Origin of the sequence: Shewanella colwelliana ATCC 39565 (assembly GCF_000518705.1) — a bacterium.
Classification (GTDB): Bacteria; Pseudomonadota; Gammaproteobacteria; order Enterobacterales; family Shewanellaceae; genus Shewanella; species Shewanella colwelliana.
Genome location: NZ_JAEC01000018.1, coordinates 24,060 through 42,916 on the forward strand (window position 1 = coordinate 24,060; position 18,857 = coordinate 42,916).

The 18,857-nt window shown below is 46.0% G+C and carries 19 protein-coding genes and 1 pseudogene; 6 read left to right on the forward strand and 14 right to left on the reverse strand.

Translation table 11 applies throughout. The features are described 5' to 3' along the window. Positions 1-215: 215 nt before the first annotated feature. The 6 genes and pseudogenes from L876_RS0109590 to L876_RS0109610 form a co-directional block, all read right to left on the reverse strand. On the reverse strand, positions 216-863 hold the full coding sequence (locus L876_RS0109590) for a response regulator (protein WP_028763607.1): 648 nt from the start codon (positions 861-863) through the stop codon (positions 216-218). Beyond that, complete coding sequence (locus L876_RS0109595) at positions 853-3,993, reverse strand: ligand-binding sensor domain-containing protein (RefSeq protein WP_051413057.1); 3,141 nt, start codon at positions 3,991-3,993, stop codon at positions 853-855. Before L876_RS0109595 ends, L876_RS0109590 begins: the two co-directional genes overlap by 11 nt. A 360-nt stretch (positions 3,994-4,353) precedes the next feature. Next, positions 4,354-4,485, reverse strand: a pseudogene (locus L876_RS22735) (IS4 family transposase); the annotation flags it as partial. A 1-nt stretch (position 4,486) separates the two neighbouring features. After that, a complete protein-coding gene (locus L876_RS23015) occupies positions 4,487-4,675 on the reverse strand; it encodes a hypothetical protein (protein ID WP_028763609.1) in 189 nt (62 codons plus the stop codon). A gap of 31 nt (positions 4,676-4,706) precedes the next feature. Next, positions 4,707-4,907 carry a hypothetical protein gene (locus L876_RS23020; protein ID WP_248674558.1) on the reverse strand — a complete coding sequence of 67 codons (201 nt, stop codon included), beginning with the start codon at positions 4,905-4,907 and terminating at the stop codon, positions 4,707-4,709. A 313-nt stretch (positions 4,908-5,220) separates the two neighbouring features. Continuing rightward, entirely contained in the window at positions 5,221-6,567 is a 1,347-nt protein-coding gene (locus L876_RS0109610; RefSeq protein WP_028763610.1) for an esterase/lipase family protein, read from the reverse strand. A gap of 206 nt (positions 6,568-6,773) precedes the next feature. On the opposite strand from L876_RS0109610, the gene L876_RS0109615 reads away from it, so the two are divergent. After that, positions 6,774-7,382, forward strand: a complete 609-nt coding sequence (locus tag L876_RS0109615) for an outer membrane beta-barrel protein (protein ID WP_028763611.1) — start codon at positions 6,774-6,776, stop codon at positions 7,380-7,382. A gap of 45 nt (positions 7,383-7,427) precedes the next feature. On the opposite strand, the gene L876_RS0109620 is transcribed toward L876_RS0109615, so the two are convergent. Continuing rightward, positions 7,428-8,204 carry a DUF1223 domain-containing protein gene (locus L876_RS0109620; protein ID WP_051413058.1) on the reverse strand — a complete coding sequence of 259 codons (777 nt, stop codon included), beginning with the start codon at positions 8,202-8,204 and terminating at the stop codon, positions 7,428-7,430. A 593-nt stretch (positions 8,205-8,797) separates the two neighbouring features. Here L876_RS0109620 and L876_RS0109625 point away from each other — a divergent pair. After that, entirely contained in the window at positions 8,798-9,004 is a 207-nt protein-coding gene (locus tag L876_RS0109625) for a cell division protein ZapB (protein ID WP_028763613.1), read from the forward strand. A 23-nt stretch (positions 9,005-9,027) separates the two neighbouring features. Here the strand turns inward: L876_RS0109625 and L876_RS0109630 are convergent, their stop codons facing one another. From L876_RS0109630 to L876_RS22960, 6 genes are all read right to left on the reverse strand, one after another. Next, positions 9,028-9,240: a DUF1107 domain-containing protein gene (locus L876_RS0109630; protein ID WP_028763614.1), complete on the reverse strand. Its 213-nt coding sequence runs from the start codon at positions 9,238-9,240 to the stop codon at positions 9,028-9,030. 570 nt (positions 9,241-9,810) lie between these two features. After that, positions 9,811-10,422, reverse strand: a complete 612-nt coding sequence (locus L876_RS0109640) for a thiol:disulfide interchange protein DsbA/DsbL (RefSeq protein ID WP_028763615.1) — start codon at positions 10,420-10,422, stop codon at positions 9,811-9,813. A gap of 125 nt (positions 10,423-10,547) precedes the next feature. Then, positions 10,548-11,540, reverse strand: coding sequence for a serine/threonine protein kinase (locus L876_RS0109645; protein WP_162148996.1), 993 nt, complete (start codon positions 11,538-11,540; stop codon positions 10,548-10,550). 8 nt (positions 11,541-11,548) lie between these two features. Next, positions 11,549-11,848 carry a DUF3630 family protein gene (locus L876_RS0109650; protein ID WP_028763617.1) on the reverse strand — a complete coding sequence of 100 codons (300 nt, stop codon included), beginning with the start codon at positions 11,846-11,848 and terminating at the stop codon, positions 11,549-11,551. Next, on the reverse strand, positions 11,845-12,132 hold the full coding sequence (locus L876_RS0109655) for a hypothetical protein (RefSeq protein ID WP_028763618.1): 288 nt from the start codon (positions 12,130-12,132) through the stop codon (positions 11,845-11,847). The genes L876_RS0109650 and L876_RS0109655 overlap by 4 nt, the downstream gene beginning before the upstream one ends. Before the next feature lie 176 nt (positions 12,133-12,308). Next, positions 12,309-13,085 (reverse strand): hypothetical protein, encoded by a 777-nt coding sequence (locus L876_RS22960; RefSeq protein WP_028763619.1) that lies wholly within the window; start codon positions 13,083-13,085, stop codon positions 12,309-12,311. Between the two features lie 337 nt (positions 13,086-13,422). Between L876_RS22960 and L876_RS0109665 the strand changes: the two genes are divergently transcribed. From L876_RS0109665 to L876_RS0109680, 4 genes are all read left to right on the forward strand, one after another. Further along, complete coding sequence (locus L876_RS0109665; protein WP_028763620.1) at positions 13,423-13,812, forward strand: nitrous oxide-stimulated promoter family protein; 390 nt, start codon at positions 13,423-13,425, stop codon at positions 13,810-13,812. A gap of 84 nt (positions 13,813-13,896) precedes the next feature. Beyond that, positions 13,897-14,787 carry a hypothetical protein gene (locus L876_RS0109670; RefSeq protein WP_028763621.1) on the forward strand — a complete coding sequence of 297 codons (891 nt, stop codon included), beginning with the start codon at positions 13,897-13,899 and terminating at the stop codon, positions 14,785-14,787. 80 nt (positions 14,788-14,867) lie between these two features. Beyond that, positions 14,868-16,931 carry a S9 family peptidase gene (locus L876_RS0109675; protein ID WP_028763622.1) on the forward strand — a complete coding sequence of 688 codons (2,064 nt, stop codon included), beginning with the start codon at positions 14,868-14,870 and terminating at the stop codon, positions 16,929-16,931. A 125-nt stretch (positions 16,932-17,056) separates the two neighbouring features. Then, complete coding sequence (locus L876_RS0109680; RefSeq protein WP_028763623.1) at positions 17,057-17,635, forward strand: lipid-binding SYLF domain-containing protein; 579 nt, start codon at positions 17,057-17,059, stop codon at positions 17,633-17,635. Positions 17,636-17,908: 273 nt separating this feature from the next. Here the strand turns inward: L876_RS0109680 and L876_RS0109685 are convergent, their stop codons facing one another. Beyond that, positions 17,909-18,820, reverse strand: coding sequence for a LysR family transcriptional regulator (locus tag L876_RS0109685; RefSeq protein WP_028763624.1), 912 nt, complete (start codon positions 18,818-18,820; stop codon positions 17,909-17,911). Between the last annotated feature and the right edge of the window lie 37 nt (positions 18,821-18,857).

The following is an 18,857-nucleotide window of genomic DNA, read 5'->3' on the forward strand; positions in this document are numbered from 1 at the left end:
GTTGGATTTTTGCGCAAAGAACCCTCACATCACATACTGACTAAGTTTATATTGGTCATGTAGTACGTGAGTATATCCGCTAGACGGTTAACCCATCACTGTCATAGATAAATTTACCAGTTCTACCCTGCAATATCTTTTCGAAAGTATCTTCGCCAGTCATTTTCGATGATGATGACATTATGACCAGCTTCTTTTGCCTCCTTTCGAATTCGTCAGTGAATAAGCTTTTCTTGCAACGCGAAACGCACCAGACCAGCAACATCAAATATTTGTAATCTTGCCATTATGTGTGCCCTGTGTGTCTCGACTGTCTTAATACTGACATAGATAGCATCGGCAATTTGTCTGGTGGAATAACCCTCAGCTATTAGTTGAAGGATCTGCTTTTGTCTGTTGGTTAATAGATCCAGAAGGGATGTCGCGGACTGATTGGTGGACAGCAATTGATCCAGGAGACTGATATCAATTTCTTTGCTGATGTAGCTGTGGCCCTGCAAAACGTTTCTGATGGCAGGCTCAAGCTCATCTACTGCAGCATCTTTTAACAGGTATCCATGGGCCCCGTGTTTCAAGCATTTGGCCACATATTCGACGTTATTGTGCATAGAAAGGATGAGGATTTTCACCGGAATTGACTGGTTTGAAATCAACTTTACAACTTCCATCCCGCTGAGGCTTTTAATAGAGATGTCCAGCACCAGAAGCTTGGGCTGTAATCGCTTTACCATGGCAATTGCTTCGAGGCCATCACCACACTCACCGATGACTTCGATTGAGTCAACTGTATGTAATAAGGTGCATATACCTGCGCGAACCAGTTCATGGTCATCTACCAATACAACGCTATTGCTATTTTTCATAAGGAAACTCAACTGAAATGGATACACCGCCATTGCGGATGGCACTGATGGTCAAACTGCCATTCATCGACTTAACACGCTCCTCGATGCCCAATAACCCCAAATGGCCTCCGCCACTGACTTTGCTGCTAATGTTGCTGAGCTCAAAGCCAATGCCGTTGTCTGAGATGACAGCCTTAATTTTGTCCCCATCCAGATAAAGCCTCACCGTTATACTGGTTGCGTTCGCATGGCGAATGGCATTGGTTACCGATTCCTGTATTACCCGGAACAGGGTGATAGTCAGATCGGGGCTCAGTTCAGGAATATGATCATCGGCTTTAAAGATGATGGGATTTGCCAGTGATGAAGACATCTTGCTCAGCTGGTGGTTAAGACCCGCCACCAAGCCGACGTCATCCAGCAAACTTGGGCGTAAATCGAACGAGATTGCCCGTACCTGCTTAATCATGGATTGGATTGTCGTAATGCAGGTATCTATCAGTCTGGTGTCATTGGGGTGTTGGCGCCGGAATAGTTGCAGGCTTATCTGGGTGGCAGTGAGTGATTGGCCGAACTGATCATGAAGCTCCCGGGAAATGGATTTGCGCTCTTCTTCCTTGGCATATTGGAGCCGGGTAGCGAGATTACGCATACCTTCCAACGCGGATTTAAGATGTTGTTCATTCTGTTTAAGTTTTTCAATAACTGCGAGTTTCTCTTCTTTTAGCGCATTGAGGCGACGGGTATACCTTTCCCATTTTGCCATCCGAAACCTGTGATAGCTTATCGCCACAAATGCAATGCACACCAGTAACAGGCCGATATAGGTTGTATTGCGCCACCAGGGGGGGATTACGGTGAGCTTGAGTGTGGCCGGTTGGCTCCAAACTTGGTTTACGCCTTTTCCACGCACTTCAAGTCGGTGTACTCCAGGGTCTAGTTTATAGAAGTTCAGGTGGTGCATATTATTCAGGGTTATCCATTCGCTGTCGCTAGACATGCGATATTGATAGCTTTGGCTTGATGAGCCGTAGTTCAGCAGCGCAAACTCCAAATTTAACCAGCCGCCCCAAGGAACTGACATCTGAAAAGAGTCGTGTATTGACGTGTTCAGAATTGGGCTCGTCAAACTATCTGATAAAATCCGGGTGAATCGGATAGGGAATTGGTTATCCGGCTCTAATTTGGATGTCCCTGAAAATAGATATACGCCATTGTTGGTGCCAAGGAGATTGAATCCGTCAGTGCGTGAACGGGAATGTTGAGAAAACCCGCCCAGGTCGTTCAGTGTCTTGTCCGTCGCCTTTTGAAAGCGCTTTTGGCTTGGGTTATAGGTAAATAATCCGTCGCTGGTTGCAAACCAAACTTCGTCGGACACTCCCGGTAAAATGGACTTTATGGAATCCGCAATCAAGCTAGGCTCTGGCACTATGTTAACCTTGGTCTCGCGGCCTGTCTGATGGATTTCAGCCTTGTGTAAACCTCCGCCGTCAGTGCCGACCCAAATATTACCCAGGTTATCCTTTGCAATATCAGAGATGTAGTAGTGGCTTAACCCGCTGTTGTTTACTTGCAGTCGCGTGCATGACATGTTGTCCTTCTCACACAGATTCAAACCATTTGATCGGGTGCCTACCCAGAGGTAGCCACCATCCACCAGTAAAGAGGTGATGTAGTTTCCACTCAGGGACTTGGGATCTGATGGATTGTGCTTAAATGCGCTGAAAGTCCCGCTGTCAGGATGGTATTTATAAAGGCCATCGCCTCCAATGCCGACCCAGACATCGCCACTGTCATCGGGTTGCAACACTCTTACAAATCCCTTTCCAATAGAATCTATCTGTTGAGACTGGTGAGAGAAATGTGCTCTAACTGTGCCATTGCCAGATAGGTGCCATAGGCCTTCAGATGTGCCAACCAGCAGTTCATCCTCTCCGACGGAAGCCATGCTCATGACCCCGTTAAGGTTCTTTGCGGGCGTATTCGGTGTAAACCTGTTCAGCTGTTGGGTGTCCAGATCAAGCCAGTACAAGCCATGACTGAAAGAACCTACCCATGCTCTGTTGCTGCCGGATTTGGCGTAGACTGCGTTGACATTGGGCAAGGAGTGCGACCAACTTTCAGCCGCGCTGTTTGCAGATTGATTTCGTACACTCGCATCCAACTTATAAGCTCCTTGCCCCCAGGTAGCATAAAAAAGCTGTCCTGTGCTGTCCTTAACAATGCTGGTTATGGTGTCCTTGGCACTCATGGTGTCCTGACTGTCATGACTAAGACTTTTTGTGCCTGTGTCATAAAACAGCAACCCATGACCAAAGGTTCCCAACACTAACTGATTGGCGTCCAGATGTAATGAAATAATCATCAATTCCGGCTCTGAGCCATCAGCAAGACTGACAGGGCTGACGAGCAGGTTTTCCAGTGTTATTTTGAGTAGCCCCTGGCGTGTGCCTACCCACAGATATTTCCCATCTTGTTCAACGATGGAAAAAATATCCTCTATTCCGTCGGGCAATTCTAAACTGAGAAATCCCAGCTTATCGCCTGCCCAATATGCCAGCCCCCCTCCAATGGTTCCCACCCAAAGTCTGTTGTGGCTGTCGACAAAAAGTTTGTAAATGTAGTTTGAGGGCAGGGCTCCAGCATTGGCGTCTTCTTTAAAGTACCGGGTTACCTGGCCGGTTATCGGGTTTAAACGGTTTAATCCAATCTGAGTGGCTACCCACAGATCTCCGTTTGGGCCATCTGTTACGTCATACACACTGTCATTGGAGAGTGAATTGATATCTTCGGAATTGTGTCGGTAGTTGGTAAACGTTCGGGATTCAGCATTGAAGCGACTCAGCCCTCCGCTGTTGGTAGATATCCACACACTGTTATCACGACTTAGATACAGATTGCGTATATCCAGGGCCGCGATGGTTCCCGGTACGCTCGCATCCGGTCTGAATTTCTCCAGTTGGTAGTTATCGTACAAGAACAGTCCATCCTGGGTTCCCAGCCACATAAATCCCTGCTTATCAAACAGGAGTGCGGAAATATTGTCTGCATCAAAATCTAAATGATGCGCAATTTTCTGAGGTGCAGCCCAGGCATTGCCAAGGTGGAGCAGCATCAGATAAATGAGTGTTCTTATTACTGCAGACATCGTCCCCCCGCTAAATATCCCGGCAACGCTATCATCGACAGATATGAATTGCAACAGGCTGATAACATATCAGCCTGTTAAAGTCGTCCGGTTAAATCAGGTGGGGTAAATGTCAGCATCAATTGAAATCTGCGTGGGGCTTCAGTAACGAAATCCCCTGAGCCGGGCCTCTGTTATCCAGGTCTTTCTTCAGTCAGAAAGGTGCAGACCCATGGCAGGATTAGCCATGGCATTCATGTCTTATCATGGACGCCTGGAGCTGGGCTTATCTTTCCTGACCTAACGGTGGCTAACTCAGATTAATGCGCTTTTTAAGTTGGGCTCTTGATGAAACCTAATATCAGGTACTGGGGGATCCCCTCATAATTGAGGTTTTCCAGTGTCGTGAACTAATTTTATATATTCGATAAATGCCCAGCGAAAAATTGTCTCCTTTACCAGATACTTGCCTCTTTTGCGTACTTCCTTTCCAAGTCTAACAATTGATAGCAAATCAAACTTGTGCTTTTAACTGCAGCCAGCCTTGTTCTCTTAAGCGTTCCCATGCTGCAAGAATATGAGCGGGTTTCATTGTAGCCTTTCTCGCATTCCAGCTATGAACCCGCTTAACTAACTCTTCAGCAGACAGTGCAGTATCAGACTCTTGTGTCACAACCCAGTGAACCGTTGACAGTAGTTTCATGCCGTTCTGAGACTCATACCCTTCAATTAGCTTAGTGTAGTGGCATAGCGACTTTATCAAAACGTTGCTTGGTCTCTGAGTGTTGTGCTAAGAAATCTAAAGCCTCCTTGGCGGCATCATCTTTGAGCTCTATAGGTGTCTCTGGTTTATTCAAACCATCGGCATAACCCAAAATAAAGCGACCTTCCATCTTTGAGCAGATGCCCCCAAGACCAGCTGTGATATGTGTCATCGCAGTTAACAAATAAAACCTGAGCTTTGTAAAAAAACATCCAGAAAGTCAACATATTGAAATCATTAACATGAGGTAAAGCAATTCATCAGAGTGGATATTCGTCACTAAGGCAAATAGACTGACAATGGATTAAGCCTCTTAGCTGCCTTGTATCCCAATTTGAGCGAAGCGCTTGCTTTGTGCCATCTATCTTCGTTATTCGCTCACAGAACCCCCGACATCTAACTTTAAAAAATAGCCGTCATAAAAGTAAGTGGGTGATTAGGGTTAATTGGCCCTTATCATCCTATGCTCTTCTCCCCATTAAGACTTAATCGCCCGTCAGAGACTTAAAGCTCGGCTCATCACCTACCCGCGCAAAGCTAAATGTGTCATCGGCAATGTATCGCTTTAAAGTAATGTCTAACATCAAGGTCTGGTCAGCACACAGCCATTGCGATACCTGGTCTGGCTGACAGTGAAATTCGACACTCTTATAGTAGCTAAAGCCACTATCAGGTCTTGCCGAGACCTTGAATCCTAGTTTTCCTGCTTTGAGTCTATTTAACTTATTGGCATCTAAGTAGAGTGTAATGGTGTTGCCATTGACACTGTTACGCTGCTTGTCCAAGACAAGTCCACTAGGCAAGTTACCCGCATGATAGTCATCGCCACACAAGAGGAAAAAGTCAAAATCGGTCACCCTGTGGCCTAAGTCATCACACACCCTTACCACCACCATGCAATAACGTCCCATACCTTTGCGCTGACTGCTATCAACAAACTGCTTACGAACGTCATGGTAATCAGAGGTAGAATCGACTGAAAGGCTCGCAAGTATTCGCTGCACCACAGGTTTATTGTGGGCATTTCGCCGTGTAATAGCATTGAGGATCCCCATTTTTTTATTACTATGGCTCGCTTTAGGGATCACATCGAACACGTATTGGCTAAGTGATGATTTTTGCTCCGTTAGCTGCAGTAGCTGAGCGCACTGACCGTCGAAACTCATACATGTTTGCACCGTTTGCTGCGCCAATGCTAAATAGTTAAAGTTTAAGTTTGCTGCCGCCACTCTCACCACACCATCGCTCCCCACTTCACCGGTATAGCTATTCATATAGTCATACAGTGCTTTGTCGATAGTCTCTCCAGTAAATACAAACGGATAAATCCCCTTTTCAAGGCAGTTCCAATCAAGCCATTCACGATTTAGAGAGTGCTGACCATCGCTGCCAAGTTCTAGCCAATCTAGCACCTTTTGACCAGGCTCAACCCCATCAAACCATGATTTAAGACGGCTAATACGTGATTTACCCAATTGTGCTAAGGATGAACCATGGTTAGCAGGAGCCAGCATGATCATATGCTTTAACGGCGTATCCTCAAGATGATTTCCGTAAAACCGAGATAACCATGCCCTTATCACTGGGCCACCAGTTGAGTGGGTGATCACCGAAAATTCACAACCGTCGAGCTCTCGTTGACGAGCAGACTCAAATGCTATCGCAATATCATCCAACGTGACCGCATCGTTAAAACTGATGTAACGCCCGAGATAAATATGCGTGATCTCAATGGCTAATGAAGAGCCTGCCAAACTGGCCAGTGCTTGGGGCAATTCACCGTAAGTTTGCGTGCTGGTGACACTCCATCCATGTATAAAAACAAGTTTCATTATTCATCCCTAAACAAAAGTGGTGATCCTCGTTATACCACACTGACTGCAGAACCTTCGATATCATGGTGCAAGTACCTTAGACAGTAATACAAAAATCATATCTTTTACCTCACTGATATATCATTCAGTTATCGTTCAGCTTATTTGCTCTACTATGCCCTCAACGAAAACGAACACAGCCCATTTTAAAGAGAGAGCATATTATGAACACTAAGACATTAGCCCTAGCAACAATAATGACAGCCGCCCTTTCAGCCCCAACCATGGCTGCAGACTGGTTCATCGGTGGCGGTGTTGGCGCACAGCAAAATACTTACAAAGGTTCGGTCACCCAAAATGTGGACCCAGGGTTTAACGCCGAGAACTTCAAAGAGACAGAAAATAACGTTCTTTATGAACTACGCGCTGGTGCATACCTCAATGACAACAACCGTGTATATGGTACTTACTCTTATAACTCAGACGATGCAACCAGACAGCAAAGCCTATTAGTGTCGTACGATTACTTAGTCGGCCTCGACGCAAACAATAAGTTCAACTGGTTCATCGGTGCTACAGCAGGTATGAATCATGTCAGCCCTGATGCGGCAGAATACAGCTCAAAGAACCGTTTCGTCTGGGGTGGTCAAACAGGCTTAATGTATAATATTAACGATAACGTGAGCACTGAGATTGGTTACCGTTACTTAAAACAAGACTTCGAAGCGTCAGGGTCTTATGGTGAACCTACGCCAATGGGAACTGGTTTTACAGAACAGGCTTCACTGAACGACAGCCAACAGCTATACCTCTCTGTTGATTACCGCTTCTAATCGGTCATCACCCCAAAGCCCCTTTATTGGGGCTTTTTGCTCTGCTTAATGAATGTTATTGGGCACCAGCCAATCACCGACAGCTTGAATGGCTTGCCCTTCTTGTTCAATCCAAGCCACCCAAGCCAAGCGCTCTGCATTGGTCATTAAGTCAGATGGTAATGTGATTTTACCCACAAACTCACCTTTAGACTGCTCGTTAGCATCAAAGGTTTGATGGCTCAATACCGTGAAGTCGTGTGCCAAACGTTTATGCCGATTTTCGCCACGCTTAATGTCCGTGGTTATCCCAACCCCCACCAACGCCAAATGCAAACGTGCAACCTCAGATGAGTCTGATCTCGATGTAAAAGTTGCACGCAACTGTTTACCCAATATATTCACATCGAGTACGCCGACAGATCGTGGTTTTAGCGTCAACACCTCACCTAACACTCTATCAAACCAACCTCTCCACTCTACCCCATTAATCACAAATTGAGGCGTATACACCTGTTTAATATGCTTTTTCTTAAGATGGTCATACTGACGCTGACTGAATGCCCTTTGCCCATAGGGATCTTTCCAGCCAATATAATCCCAATAGGTGACGTGGAATGCGAGCGGAAAGTAGTCACGCCAAAGCCCAGGCTCATATGAAAATGCTGACAACCAGGTCTCAGCTGGAGGACAACTGCTACATCCTTGAGAGGTATATAACTCTATGATCACAGGTTGTGTGACTTCACTACGCTTAGCAAAATCATCCAGTGTTTGCCCAGCAAAAGCGTTGGCGGTAAACATTAAGCCGACCAAGGCTGAAAATATTTGACTGATTGGCATCTGGCGCTCCTACGATTTGTTATAGTAAGACCCGTTCTGGTTGGCTTTGCATTCATCCATTACTGCAAAAATTGTTGGAGCAACCACTGCAAACGTACTAAACGATGACATGCCATACTGACAACCATCTCGAATTAGCCTACATCCAAGTTATTAGCAATAGCGCTGAGTGATGGCTCAAAAACTCTGGCAATACTCGTGGCACTGAAACGTTACCCTAGTAAACCAGAGTGCTTGCTGTGAAACTGTGGGGCACCAATAGCGCAGATTAAAAGTGAGCAGACTCCCCCTCACTGTTACCGTTACCGATGTAGATGCTGGATTTAGCCGTGTTGAGATAAACAACCTCAGCGAATGAGCACTGTTTGACAAGCATTCAAATAACCCAACAACCCGCAGCCGATGGAGCTAAATAAAGGGATTAGCACCAAAGACTGAGAGCAAAAAGGTGGGTTATTTACTACTGATGACAAATAAAACAAATTTAATCTGTTAATCGACGTTTTTTTATTCAATTAGCACAAATTAGCTATCCACTCTATTCACGGCACTGATAGAATCAAACACCCATCCAGAAACTATTAGGACTCCCGATGAGCCTTGAACTACTGTCCAAGCTGGAGACAAAAATCCAAGCTGCACTCGAAACCATTGAGCTACTAAAAATGGAGCTTGAAGAAGAGAAGCAGAAGAACAACAATCTGAGTGAGCAGAACCAACAATTAAGCCAAGACCTTAACTCGTGGAACGAGAAAGTCACTGGACTTGTTGGCCTGCTGAATGATGAAGTAAGCGAATAATCTCGCGGATTGAATGCGAAGACCTAAGCCGTCTTCGCTTCGTTATGCTGCAATTCAATCATCTGATTTAGCTCGACAATCGCCTGCTTTACCTGAGGCAAACTTTGCCGCGGCAATAAAAACCTTCCCTTATCGAACTCTAAACGACCTAGATCTTTCACCCAAACCACGCCTGATACAAAAATTCTGGCATGCTTGACGATGAGCTTGGGTGCATACACGGGAAAAATTCTCATATGACCTCCAAAAACCCTACTTTTTATTATTGTTAGTTTGGACACACTTTTTACCATGTTAGTTGCATCGCTTTTATTGTTTTTTTGTAAAAAAGTGCAACTGAACCCATAACTTTTAAAAAACTATTTGTCTATCAGACCAATAGCTAACCACCAACAAAAAAATGTCACTTGCCAATTTTTTGACACGCTGGTAGATTAGCAAAGTTACTCAGGGTAAATAGAGCTATATGGCTCAATGACCGTATTTCCAAAGCGACCGGGAATGCGGTTTTTTTTTGCTTGATGTCATACCCACAGCATAAAAACCCTGACCATTCAGCGAGCATTCAAAGTATTGGTAAGCCTCTAAACCCGTTGGCACATTGAGTAGCTGAAGCTGAAGATAATCCTTACTCTGACCTGCCATCCTGAGTCGTAAATCCATTTCGTCATATGTCGCAAAAATTCAATCTAGCGGGTATATTCCGCCCGATAAGTTAAACCCATTAAAAAAGGAGCCTATGGCTCCTTTTTTATTCAACGACTATCCAGATCAATAATTCGCATACTGATGAGCTCTAAATCGTATTACTTTAGCTTAGTAAGGTAATCAGTCAGTTGTGTTAACTCATCAAAAGATTTTAGTGAGCCCATTTCAACGCGGTACTTACCATTAACCACGATTGCTGGAACCCCCGACAACTTAGCATTTTCGGTAGCTCGCTTCATTTGTGCCATTTGCGCACTCACCATAAACGAGTTTGCCGCCGCATCGAAATCTTTGCCTTCAACACCGTTCGCAATAAACACCTGACGGATATCATCACGACTAACGAAGCGTTGCTTCTTATCGTGAATAGCTGAAAACAGTGCATGCTCAATTTTATCTTCAACTTTAAGCTGATGCGCAACCGCAAATGCACGTGACATTTCGGTACCCATTTCACGACCGATAAACTCTACGTGGTTTTGCTTAAACACAACACCTTCTGGCAGGTTCGCTTTAATTTGCGGCACTTGAGCCTTAGCAAAGTTGTAGCAATGAGGACAGTAAAAAGAGAAGAACTCTGCAATTTCAGGCTTCGCTGTGCCTGGGCCTTCACTCACTACCGTGTAGTTAACACCCTCTTTGAAGTCCACAGCCATGGCGGCCATAGGCGCCATCAATAATGCAAACGCGACCAATAAAGCTTTTTTCATAATGATTCCTTGTCGGTGTTAATACACCATTTCTATAAGAATTTTGACCATAACATAATGTGCTTTGGAGTCTACCTCAAGCGCATTAGTTCATTTTTGTGTTACAAAATAAGCACTCGGTGGCACTAATACTGCGGTAATAGACTCAGCGGCGGCTCATCGAGCTTAGCTAACTGCTCTTTAAATCCTAATATTTGCTGCTCCCAATACTTCTCTTCGGCGTACCAAGGAAAATTCATTGGAAAAGCGGGATCTTCCCAGCGACGGCTCAACCACGCATTGTAATGAATCATCCGCATGGCGCGTAGCGGTTCAATCAACTTAAGCTGACGCGCATCGAATTGACAAAACTCTTCATAACTCTCGAGTAACACCTCAAGCTGGAGTCGCTGAGCAGAGGCATCGCCGGCCAACATCATCCATAAGTCTTGCACAGCGGGGCCCATTTTTGCGTCATCAAGGTCGACAAAACCTGGGCCATCCGGGGTCCATAGAATGTTGCTTGGGTGTAGGTCGCCGTGCAAGCGGATCAGCTGTGTATCAACGGCTTGCCATAGCTGTTTCGACTTGGCTAGCACCTGTTCAACAATGGTGAAGTAAGCGGTCTCTAAACCCGGCGGCACGTGGCCAGACGCCTTTAACCACTGCAATGATTCGTCACCCAACAGCTGTACAGAGAGGGTTTCTCGATATTGAAACGGTTTACACTTGGCATATTGGTGAATACGTCCAATAAAACGGCCAACCTCTTCAAGCTGATCCAAGTTGTCTACCTCAAAGGCTCTGCCACCCATCGATGGAAACAGTGCAAAACGGTATCCTTGATAGTGATGTAACGAGCGGCCATCAATAATCTCTGGCGTCGCGATGGGAATCTCTTGTTCGGCAAGCTCAGCAGAAAAGTCATGCTCCTCTTGTATCTGTGCATCACTCCAACGCTCTGGTCGATAAAATTTCACCACGTAACGCTGCTGTCTATCACTACGAAATTGATAAACCCGATTCTCATAACTGTTGAGCGCCAACAAACCTGTTTCAGGATAGATACCTAAAGACTCGATGGCATCGAGGATCAAGTCAGGCGTTAACGCTTGATAGTGAAAAGCTGAACTGTGCATCATGTCACTCATAATGCTTTACTCAATCGTGATTGGCTCAACAATGTCTCTAGATACTCAAGCACCTCGACATCCTCGCTGCGCTCTACCGATAGCCAACAGCTATCACCATAAAACTCATAATTGAGCTGCAGCAAAGTGCCTTCAAACTCTAACAACCACTGATGTCTATCAGCCCCCCAATGACGCTCAATGATTCGACAGTCGAGTGATAGAACCAAGGGCTCAGCAAACAACTCAAAGCGGTCGAAATCTATCGTGTCACGAATGCTAAGGCTTTTCGATGCCGCATCTAGTAAGCACTTCATAAGACAGTCGTCTGTTCGAATCGCTCACATTGCACATCGCCTGCGCCATTGTCAGTGCATTGGTATCCACATTGATACGCCCCAACACCTGACTGACTCAGCTTTACCATACCTGCCCCTTTAGCAATACATTGCTCGGCTTTCTCGTAGTAACCGGCAATATATGGCGCTAACGCGCCCTCGGAAACCTGTGCTTGATCGGGGTAATAAAACAGTGTCCATTGCGGCGACTGAGTGCACGCCGTTAACCCAACTAAGATAACCCCGAGTAATAAAGTACGCATAACACCTCCAAAAATGGGTTGCCAATCTATGTGTATCAACACACTATTTTGTGTCTAAACGGACATCTGACTCATCCATGGTAAATGGGCATAAATGTTCCAGACATAAAAAAGGCGAAACTCGGTTCGCCTTTTTTCACGACTAATATAGCTATTCTACACTAGGGTCTATGTAATTACTGCTGCGCTTTCGCCTTGGCTTTCTCAATACGCGTCATACGCCCTTCAAAGCCGGTGACGGTTCCATCACTCAAGCCATAACCTATCGCAGTCTGGCAAACACCCAGCGCGCCATCAAAATCACCGCAATCATTGAGTAAGGTAGCAAGCTGCATAAAGCCTGCTCCCTTCTCACTCTCCTTAGTCGAAAGGGCGGCAAACAAAGATTGATAATAGGGCGCAAGTGCAGCGCCATACTCACGATATTCACTCTGTTTACGCTGTTTGTAACACTCGGCAACCGCTATCAGTAACGCCTGGTGCTTAGCTTCTGCTGTTGGCTCGCTGCGATACTCAGCCAATGCTTTGGCTAGTTTGTCATTGGCCCATGACTCATCAGTCACGGCTACCATTTTAAATGCTGGCTCTGGCTCTGGCTCTGGCTCTGGCTCTGGCTCTGGCTCTGGCTCTGGCTCTGGCTCTGGCTCTGGCTCTGGCTCTGGCTCTGGCTCTCGCTCTGGCTCTGGCTCTGCAGCAGCTTTTACCGCCGCCTCTTCAACCACAACTTCAGCAACGGTATCGGCAGTTTCAAAGGTGATCCCCTCATCAACAGGCGTAGACACCTCCTCTTTCACCGCCTCGCTCTCGCTAGCTGCTACATCAACAGTGGCATCCGACACAATCTTTTCGGCCGGTTGTTCGGCTTCTTGCTGCTCTTCTTGTGCAAGTCGCTGCGCGCGTCGGTAAAGGTATATCCCTACTGCTACGAGTAAAATAATGCCTAGAAATTTCATTATCATCCACCGTTGATTTATCTCACCCATTTTAGGTTCGATTTTGTATGTGTTGTGTGTACAGATAGTAACCGATATTAATAATCGATTCTCTTGCTATAAATCAATTATTTATACCTCTTTTTCGATCGGGTATCAAAAAATAGCCGTTTTATGTACTTTTTTGCCACTGTTTATGCCCCGTTATCATCAAACCAGCCAATTCTGAACGTTCGCTTCTCAGTAATAATTAAAGCACTATTTTGTGCGCATCTTCATAAAACCATCATCCCTTTTTGTGTTCACTCAATCACAGCGTTACTATAATTTAAAACCTAGTTAACTAGTCAGGTACTCTATGGCGTCAGATCTGCTAAGCGGTAAACTGCTGCGGGAATTCAAAACAATTTCAGCCATGGTGCATATCTATTGTAAGGCTCACTGCGACGCAAAAGGTGATATCGCCCAGTGCCAAGCCTGCAGCGATTTTTTAGACTATGCCCACAAAAGGTTAGATCGCTGCCCCTACGGACAGCAAAAGCCAACCTGTAATAAATGCCCAGTACATTGCTACAAGCCAGAGTTAAAGGCCAAAGCGAGAGAGATCATGGTGTTCGCAGGGCCTAGAATGTTATTGCCCCACCCCATCATGGCAATTCAACACCTCTTATCTGAACGCGCCCCTGTGCCGGGCAAACCACCCGCAGCAAGTTCAAACCGTCATGCCAGACTAGGTAAACAGAAGTAGCATCGTCACTACACGTCATCGGCGGCCGAAAAATAACACAATCTTCTTGCGCCACAACCACGATTGCGTCAACAATGACCCCATATGGATATGACCTACAACGACTTCTTATATGAAGGGTATTGGTGGCTCTCTTTACTTGGTGCAATGCATTGCATCGGGTTGGGGATCTATATCCGCTATATCTATCGTGACCGCAATAACAATCACAAACTATTGGGCGCAATATTTAGCTTACTGGCACTCTACTTTTTAACTGGGCTTATCGCCAAACACAACACCCCCATTCCCTTGCAACTTGTGTTTATATTGATTATTCCGGCCTACTTTTTACTTATGCCGATGTTATACCTCTACTGTTACCGCAGTCTGCATAACATCAAGCGCAATATCAGCCTGTCGCGGCATTTTTATCCTGCACTAGCCTTCGCCCTGCTCAATACTTTAGTGTTTCTGTTTAACGCTGATTTCCACCTTAAAGTCGCCAGTGTACCGCAAGAGTTTATGAGCCATGTCACCCTATTAGGCTCTATCCAACCAGCATTATTAAGCCTTCAAACGATTATCTACTTCGTGCTGATTCTGCGACTGTTAAAGCAATTTAAAGGCAAGGCGCGGCGCATCCATCAGGACAACCTCAAGGATATTAAGTTTCGTTGGTTACTGGCGCTAACCTTAGCCATGATGAGTAACTGGCTGGTGCGAACAGTGTTAGTGCTGTTACCTTTTTACTTTGGCGATACGGTAAGTGTTACCGCACAGGCCGCTACACGCTTATTTCTGTTGCTCACTATCTATCTACTAGCACTATATGGGTTAAAGCAGATCACCACGGCGGCATTTATTCGAGGTAAATTAACCTCCCCGACACGCACCAATGTGTCACAAAAATCCAGCGTTCAACTCCTCGATAGTGAAGAGCTCAACTACCTACAACAAATCCACCAAAGCGATAAAAAAAACGAACAGATTTAAGCCCGTCGATTTTTGCGGTAATGTAGCGGGTGTTTTAAACAAAATAAAAACTAAGCTTATCAACAACAGAAGGGATCAAGATGGGAAGGGTAAACAAACTCACCGTGCTTGCGGTGATCTCCACTGGGCTGCTTGGCATGAGCAGCAACACGTTCGCAATGCAGCGAACTCATACCATCACCAACGACGACTTTTTCGGCATTGGCAACATGGGGAATGTACAACTAAGCCCCAATGGTAAGCAAGCGATTTGGTTAGAGTCACGCTGGGACAAAGAGTTAGATAAAGCGCAAAAAGATCTCTGGTTAGTCGACACCAAGTCTCGTAACACCAAACGACTGACCTTCACCAACGAGAGCGAGTCGAGCCCACAGTGGAGCCCAGATGGGGAGTATGTCTACTACTTAGGCAAACAAACTCAAGAAGACAAAAAAGCCCCTTATAACGGAAAATCGCAAGTGTTTAGGCTCACCACGGCCAGCGGTGAAAGTGTGCCGATGACCAAAGAGGTCGAAGGGGTTAATGCGTTCCAACTCAGTCAAGATGGTAAGGCCTTATACTTTCTAGGCAATAAAACCACCACAGACAAGGATATCTGGGCGAGTATGCGTACAACGCATTCAACACCTAAATATGGCCATGGTAAAGTCACCACTAATCCGCTGTATAAATTAGACTTAGCGCACTATCAGCAAAGCTTGATTCTCGATGACAACAAAGTGGTATGGGAATTTAGCGTCAATGATGATGCCAGTAAAATTGCCCGTATTACGACCACAGACAACGAACTGGTTAACTTAGAAGGTTGGTCAGATATAGAGGTGTTTGACACCAAAACCGCTAGCAACAAAGTTCTGTCAGATAGCGCTTGGCGCGACAACGCTCCCTCACCTTATGGCTGGTTGCTCGGGCTTGATTGGCGCGACAACAACCAACAGTTAGCATTTAGAATCGATTTCGACGGCCACCCAGGTAAGTTGTTTGTAGCAACACCTAAAAACGACAACGTCATAGAAGTGGCACGCAGTGGTGATATTACCCTTAACTCGGGTGATATCAAATGGCGCCCTAACAGCAATGAGATTTGCTATCGCGGTGCCGATCATGCTCGCGTGAAGCTATTCTGCAGCGAAATAGATGATAACAAGCAAGGTGATACCCGTACCGTTGTTCAGGGAGACCTAGTCATAGGTAGCTACAGTTTTAGCCAAGACGGTAAAAAGCTGGCCTTTAGCCACAACAGCTTAGAGCATTTTGGTGATCTATTTATTGCCGATGCCGTCAGTAAAAAAGCCAAATATAAGCGCATAACCAATATTAACCCACAGGTTGATAGCTGGATATTACCGCAGATTTCAATCGCCAAATGGACCGCGCCAGACGGAACACAAGTGGAAGGTATTCTCGACCTACCGGCTGGCTATAAAAAAGGCGATGGCCCACTACCATTAATTGTCCAAATTCACGGTGGCCCGACGTCGGCGACACCTTATGCGTTACAGCACCGTTCTTATGGTCGCTCAACCTTTACCGCAAACGGCTGGGCACTGCTATCGCCTAACTATCGTGGTTCGACCGGCTATGGCGACAAATTCCTTACCGACTTAGTGGGTAAAGAGCACGACATTGAAGTAGCCGACATTATGGCGGGTGTCGATCACCTTATCGAACAAGGCATTGTCGATGGCGACAAGATGGCGGTAATGGGTTGGAGTAACGGTGGGTATCTTACCAACGCAATAATCAGCACCACCAATCGCTTTAAAGCGGCCAGCTCTGGCGCTGGCGTATTTGATCAACGTCTGCAGTGGATGCTTGAAGATACTCCAGGCCATGTCGTCAACTTTATGGAGGGCCTACCTTGGGAAAAACCAGAGGCGTACACCCACGGTTCGTCGTTGACCCATGCCGACAAAATTAAGACACCTACCCTTATCCACATTGGCGAGAACGATCAGCGCGTTCCCGTGGGCCATGCTCAAGGGCTTTATCGCGCTTTAAAGCATTATCTTAATGTACCTGTTGAGCTAGTGGTTTATCCCAACGAGGGTCACGGTTTAAGCAAGTATCAACATAGAGCAGCCAAGATGGACTGGGATAAAAAGTGGTTTGAACACTATGTGCTAGGTAAAGCCGCCGAGTAACTGAACCTCAGCTGACATAGAATGATAAAAGCACCTTTTTAGGTGCTTTTTTATGCAATATTCATTCAACTTCTCTATTGCTAGGCGTATGCTAAGTAATGCTACTGAATGAAATGGAGAGCCTCATGAAAACCTTCTTATCTAAATTTACCACCAGCTGTTGTGTGTTAGTTGGATTACTATTTTGCCAAACCACTCTGGCCGCCGACAGCTATAGCGAAACCATAGCAAATTTCCAAAAAGCCCCCGACACACAAAAATTCTTTAATAGCGCTTATGGCTACGCCATCTTCCCAACAGTAGGTAAAGGCGGTATCGGCATTGGCGCCGCATACGGTAAAGGCCGGGTTTATAAAGGTGGCGTCCATACCGGCGACACCAGTTTGTCGCAGCTCTCTATTGGTTTTCAATTAGGCGGCCAAGCCTACAGCGAAATCATCTTCTTTAAAAATGCCAAAGCCTATGAAGAGTTCACCAGTGGTAGCTTTGAGTTTGGTGCTACTGCATCAGCAGTGGCCATTAACGTTGGCGCTAATGCCCAAGTCGGTACAACAGGTAACTCTGCTGGTGCAGGCCAATCAGGAAGCAATAAAGCCGCTAGTGCCGCCTATATTAACGGCATGGCAATTTTTACCGCCGCCAAAGGCGGTTTAATGTATGAAGCGGCGCTTGCAGGGCAGTCATTCACGTTTGACCCAAAATAACTCCCATCTCGTAGGGAGCCAGATGGCTTCCTACCTTCTATTTTAACGTCGTCCTAATTCAGCCAATACGTCATCGAAAGCGGGGCAGATTAGCGTTCACCTTCAAGGCTTTGAATTGCATGCAGCAATGTCTTGATCACTGGAGGTGAATGAACTCCTCTTTCTTGCAGTCTAATGCTAACCAATTAGCATATAAATGGAGTCACTGTATCGTTGAGCTTCATTACTCTGAGCGCAACGAGCCTAGGATAATAAGCACTAACATGATGAATCCTAAGGTAATGGGTAATGACTAGTAAACTGGCCAAGTTTTTCCGCCAAAAACTCAATGGTGCGACGGATTTTATGGCTAGGGTAGTCGGTTTGTAGGTATACCAATTGCAATGGAATTGGCAGTGCCATTTTATCGGCTAATATAAGGTTTAGCCTGCCTTGAGTCACATCCTGTGCGACGTCTAGCCAGCTCTTGTAGGCAATCCCTCTGCCGTCCAATGCCCAATCACGGATCACTGCACCATCGTTACAAAAATGCCTGCCCTTGACCTCAATATCAACTGGCGCACCATCATGATTAAATTTCCATTTTTGCCATGGCTCCCCCCCCCGATTTAAGATGAGCACTGCATGCTGGCTAAGCTCATTTAACGAACTTGGGGTGCCATGCTGCGCCAGATATTCAGGGGAAGCAACTAATACCCGAGGCGTCATGGCCAGCTGCCGCCTTTTAAGGCTTGAGTCGTCAAGCTGCCCATAGCGTAATGCCAAATGGATATTGTGATCGATTAAGTCGGTCATGTGATCGCCAAAATAGAGCTGCACAGTTAATTCTGGGGCACTGTCCATCAACTCATCAAGCCAGGTTCGAATAAGGTTACGGCCGATATCGGACGGCAGAGCGAGACGCACTTCGCCCTTAAGCTCTCCCCTGTGTTCGGCTAAATTGGCGCTAGCAGTGTTGAGCAACGCCAATGCAGGTTTAGCTGAATCGAGAAAAATCCGCCCCTCTTCTGTGAGTTGTAAACGCCGCGTTGAGCGGGCAAATAACTGACAGCCTAGTTTTTTCTCTAACCTTTGCAGCGCCGCACTCGCTGCGGCCGGAGTCATACCAATCTCTTTGCCAGCCGCCGACAGGCTCTCTAATGCTGCGATACGCAGCGCCAATTGCAGATCATTTAGATGATACATGTCAAATTATTTTTGAAAATGATTTAAATAATAGCCC

Bases quoted from the DNA above. Each gene is read 5' to 3' on its own strand.
- L876_RS0109590 (WP_028763607.1), bottom strand. From the start codon at position 863: ATGAAAAATAGCAATAGCGTTGTATTGGTAGATGACCATGAACTGGTT.
- L876_RS0109595 (WP_051413057.1), bottom strand. From the start codon at position 3,993: ATGTCTGCAGTAATAAGAACACTCATTTATCTGATGCTGCTCCACCTT.
- L876_RS23015 (WP_028763609.1), bottom strand. From the start codon at position 4,675: ATGAAACTACTGTCAACGGTTCACTGGGTTGTGACACAAGAGTCTGAT.
- L876_RS23020 (WP_248674558.1), bottom strand. From the start codon at position 4,907: ATGACACATATCACAGCTGGTCTTGGGGGCATCTGCTCAAAGATGGAA.
- L876_RS0109610 (WP_028763610.1), bottom strand. From the start codon at position 6,567: ATGAAACTTGTTTTTATACATGGATGGAGTGTCACCAGCACGCAAACT.
- L876_RS0109615 (WP_028763611.1), top strand. From the start codon at position 6,774: ATGAACACTAAGACATTAGCCCTAGCAACAATAATGACAGCCGCCCTT.
- L876_RS0109620 (WP_051413058.1), bottom strand. From the start codon at position 8,204: ATGCCAATCAGTCAAATATTTTCAGCCTTGGTCGGCTTAATGTTTACC.
- L876_RS0109625 (WP_028763613.1), top strand. From the start codon at position 8,798: ATGAGCCTTGAACTACTGTCCAAGCTGGAGACAAAAATCCAAGCTGCA.
- L876_RS0109630 (WP_028763614.1), bottom strand. From the start codon at position 9,240: ATGAGAATTTTTCCCGTGTATGCACCCAAGCTCATCGTCAAGCATGCC.
- L876_RS0109640 (WP_028763615.1), bottom strand. From the start codon at position 10,422: ATGAAAAAAGCTTTATTGGTCGCGTTTGCATTATTGATGGCGCCTATG.
- L876_RS0109645 (WP_162148996.1), bottom strand. From the start codon at position 11,540: ATGCACAGTTCAGCTTTTCACTATCAAGCGTTAACGCCTGACTTGATC.
- L876_RS0109650 (WP_028763617.1), bottom strand. From the start codon at position 11,848: ATGAAGTGCTTACTAGATGCGGCATCGAAAAGCCTTAGCATTCGTGAC.
- L876_RS0109655 (WP_028763618.1), bottom strand. From the start codon at position 12,132: ATGCGTACTTTATTACTCGGGGTTATCTTAGTTGGGTTAACGGCGTGC.
- L876_RS22960 (WP_028763619.1), bottom strand. From the start codon at position 13,085: ATGAAATTTCTAGGCATTATTTTACTCGTAGCAGTAGGGATATACCTT.
- L876_RS0109665 (WP_028763620.1), top strand. From the start codon at position 13,423: ATGGCGTCAGATCTGCTAAGCGGTAAACTGCTGCGGGAATTCAAAACA.
- L876_RS0109670 (WP_028763621.1), top strand. From the start codon at position 13,897: ATGGATATGACCTACAACGACTTCTTATATGAAGGGTATTGGTGGCTC.
- L876_RS0109675 (WP_028763622.1), top strand. From the start codon at position 14,868: ATGGGAAGGGTAAACAAACTCACCGTGCTTGCGGTGATCTCCACTGGG.
- L876_RS0109680 (WP_028763623.1), top strand. From the start codon at position 17,057: ATGAAAACCTTCTTATCTAAATTTACCACCAGCTGTTGTGTGTTAGTT.
- L876_RS0109685 (WP_028763624.1), bottom strand. From the start codon at position 18,820: ATGTATCATCTAAATGATCTGCAATTGGCGCTGCGTATCGCAGCATTA.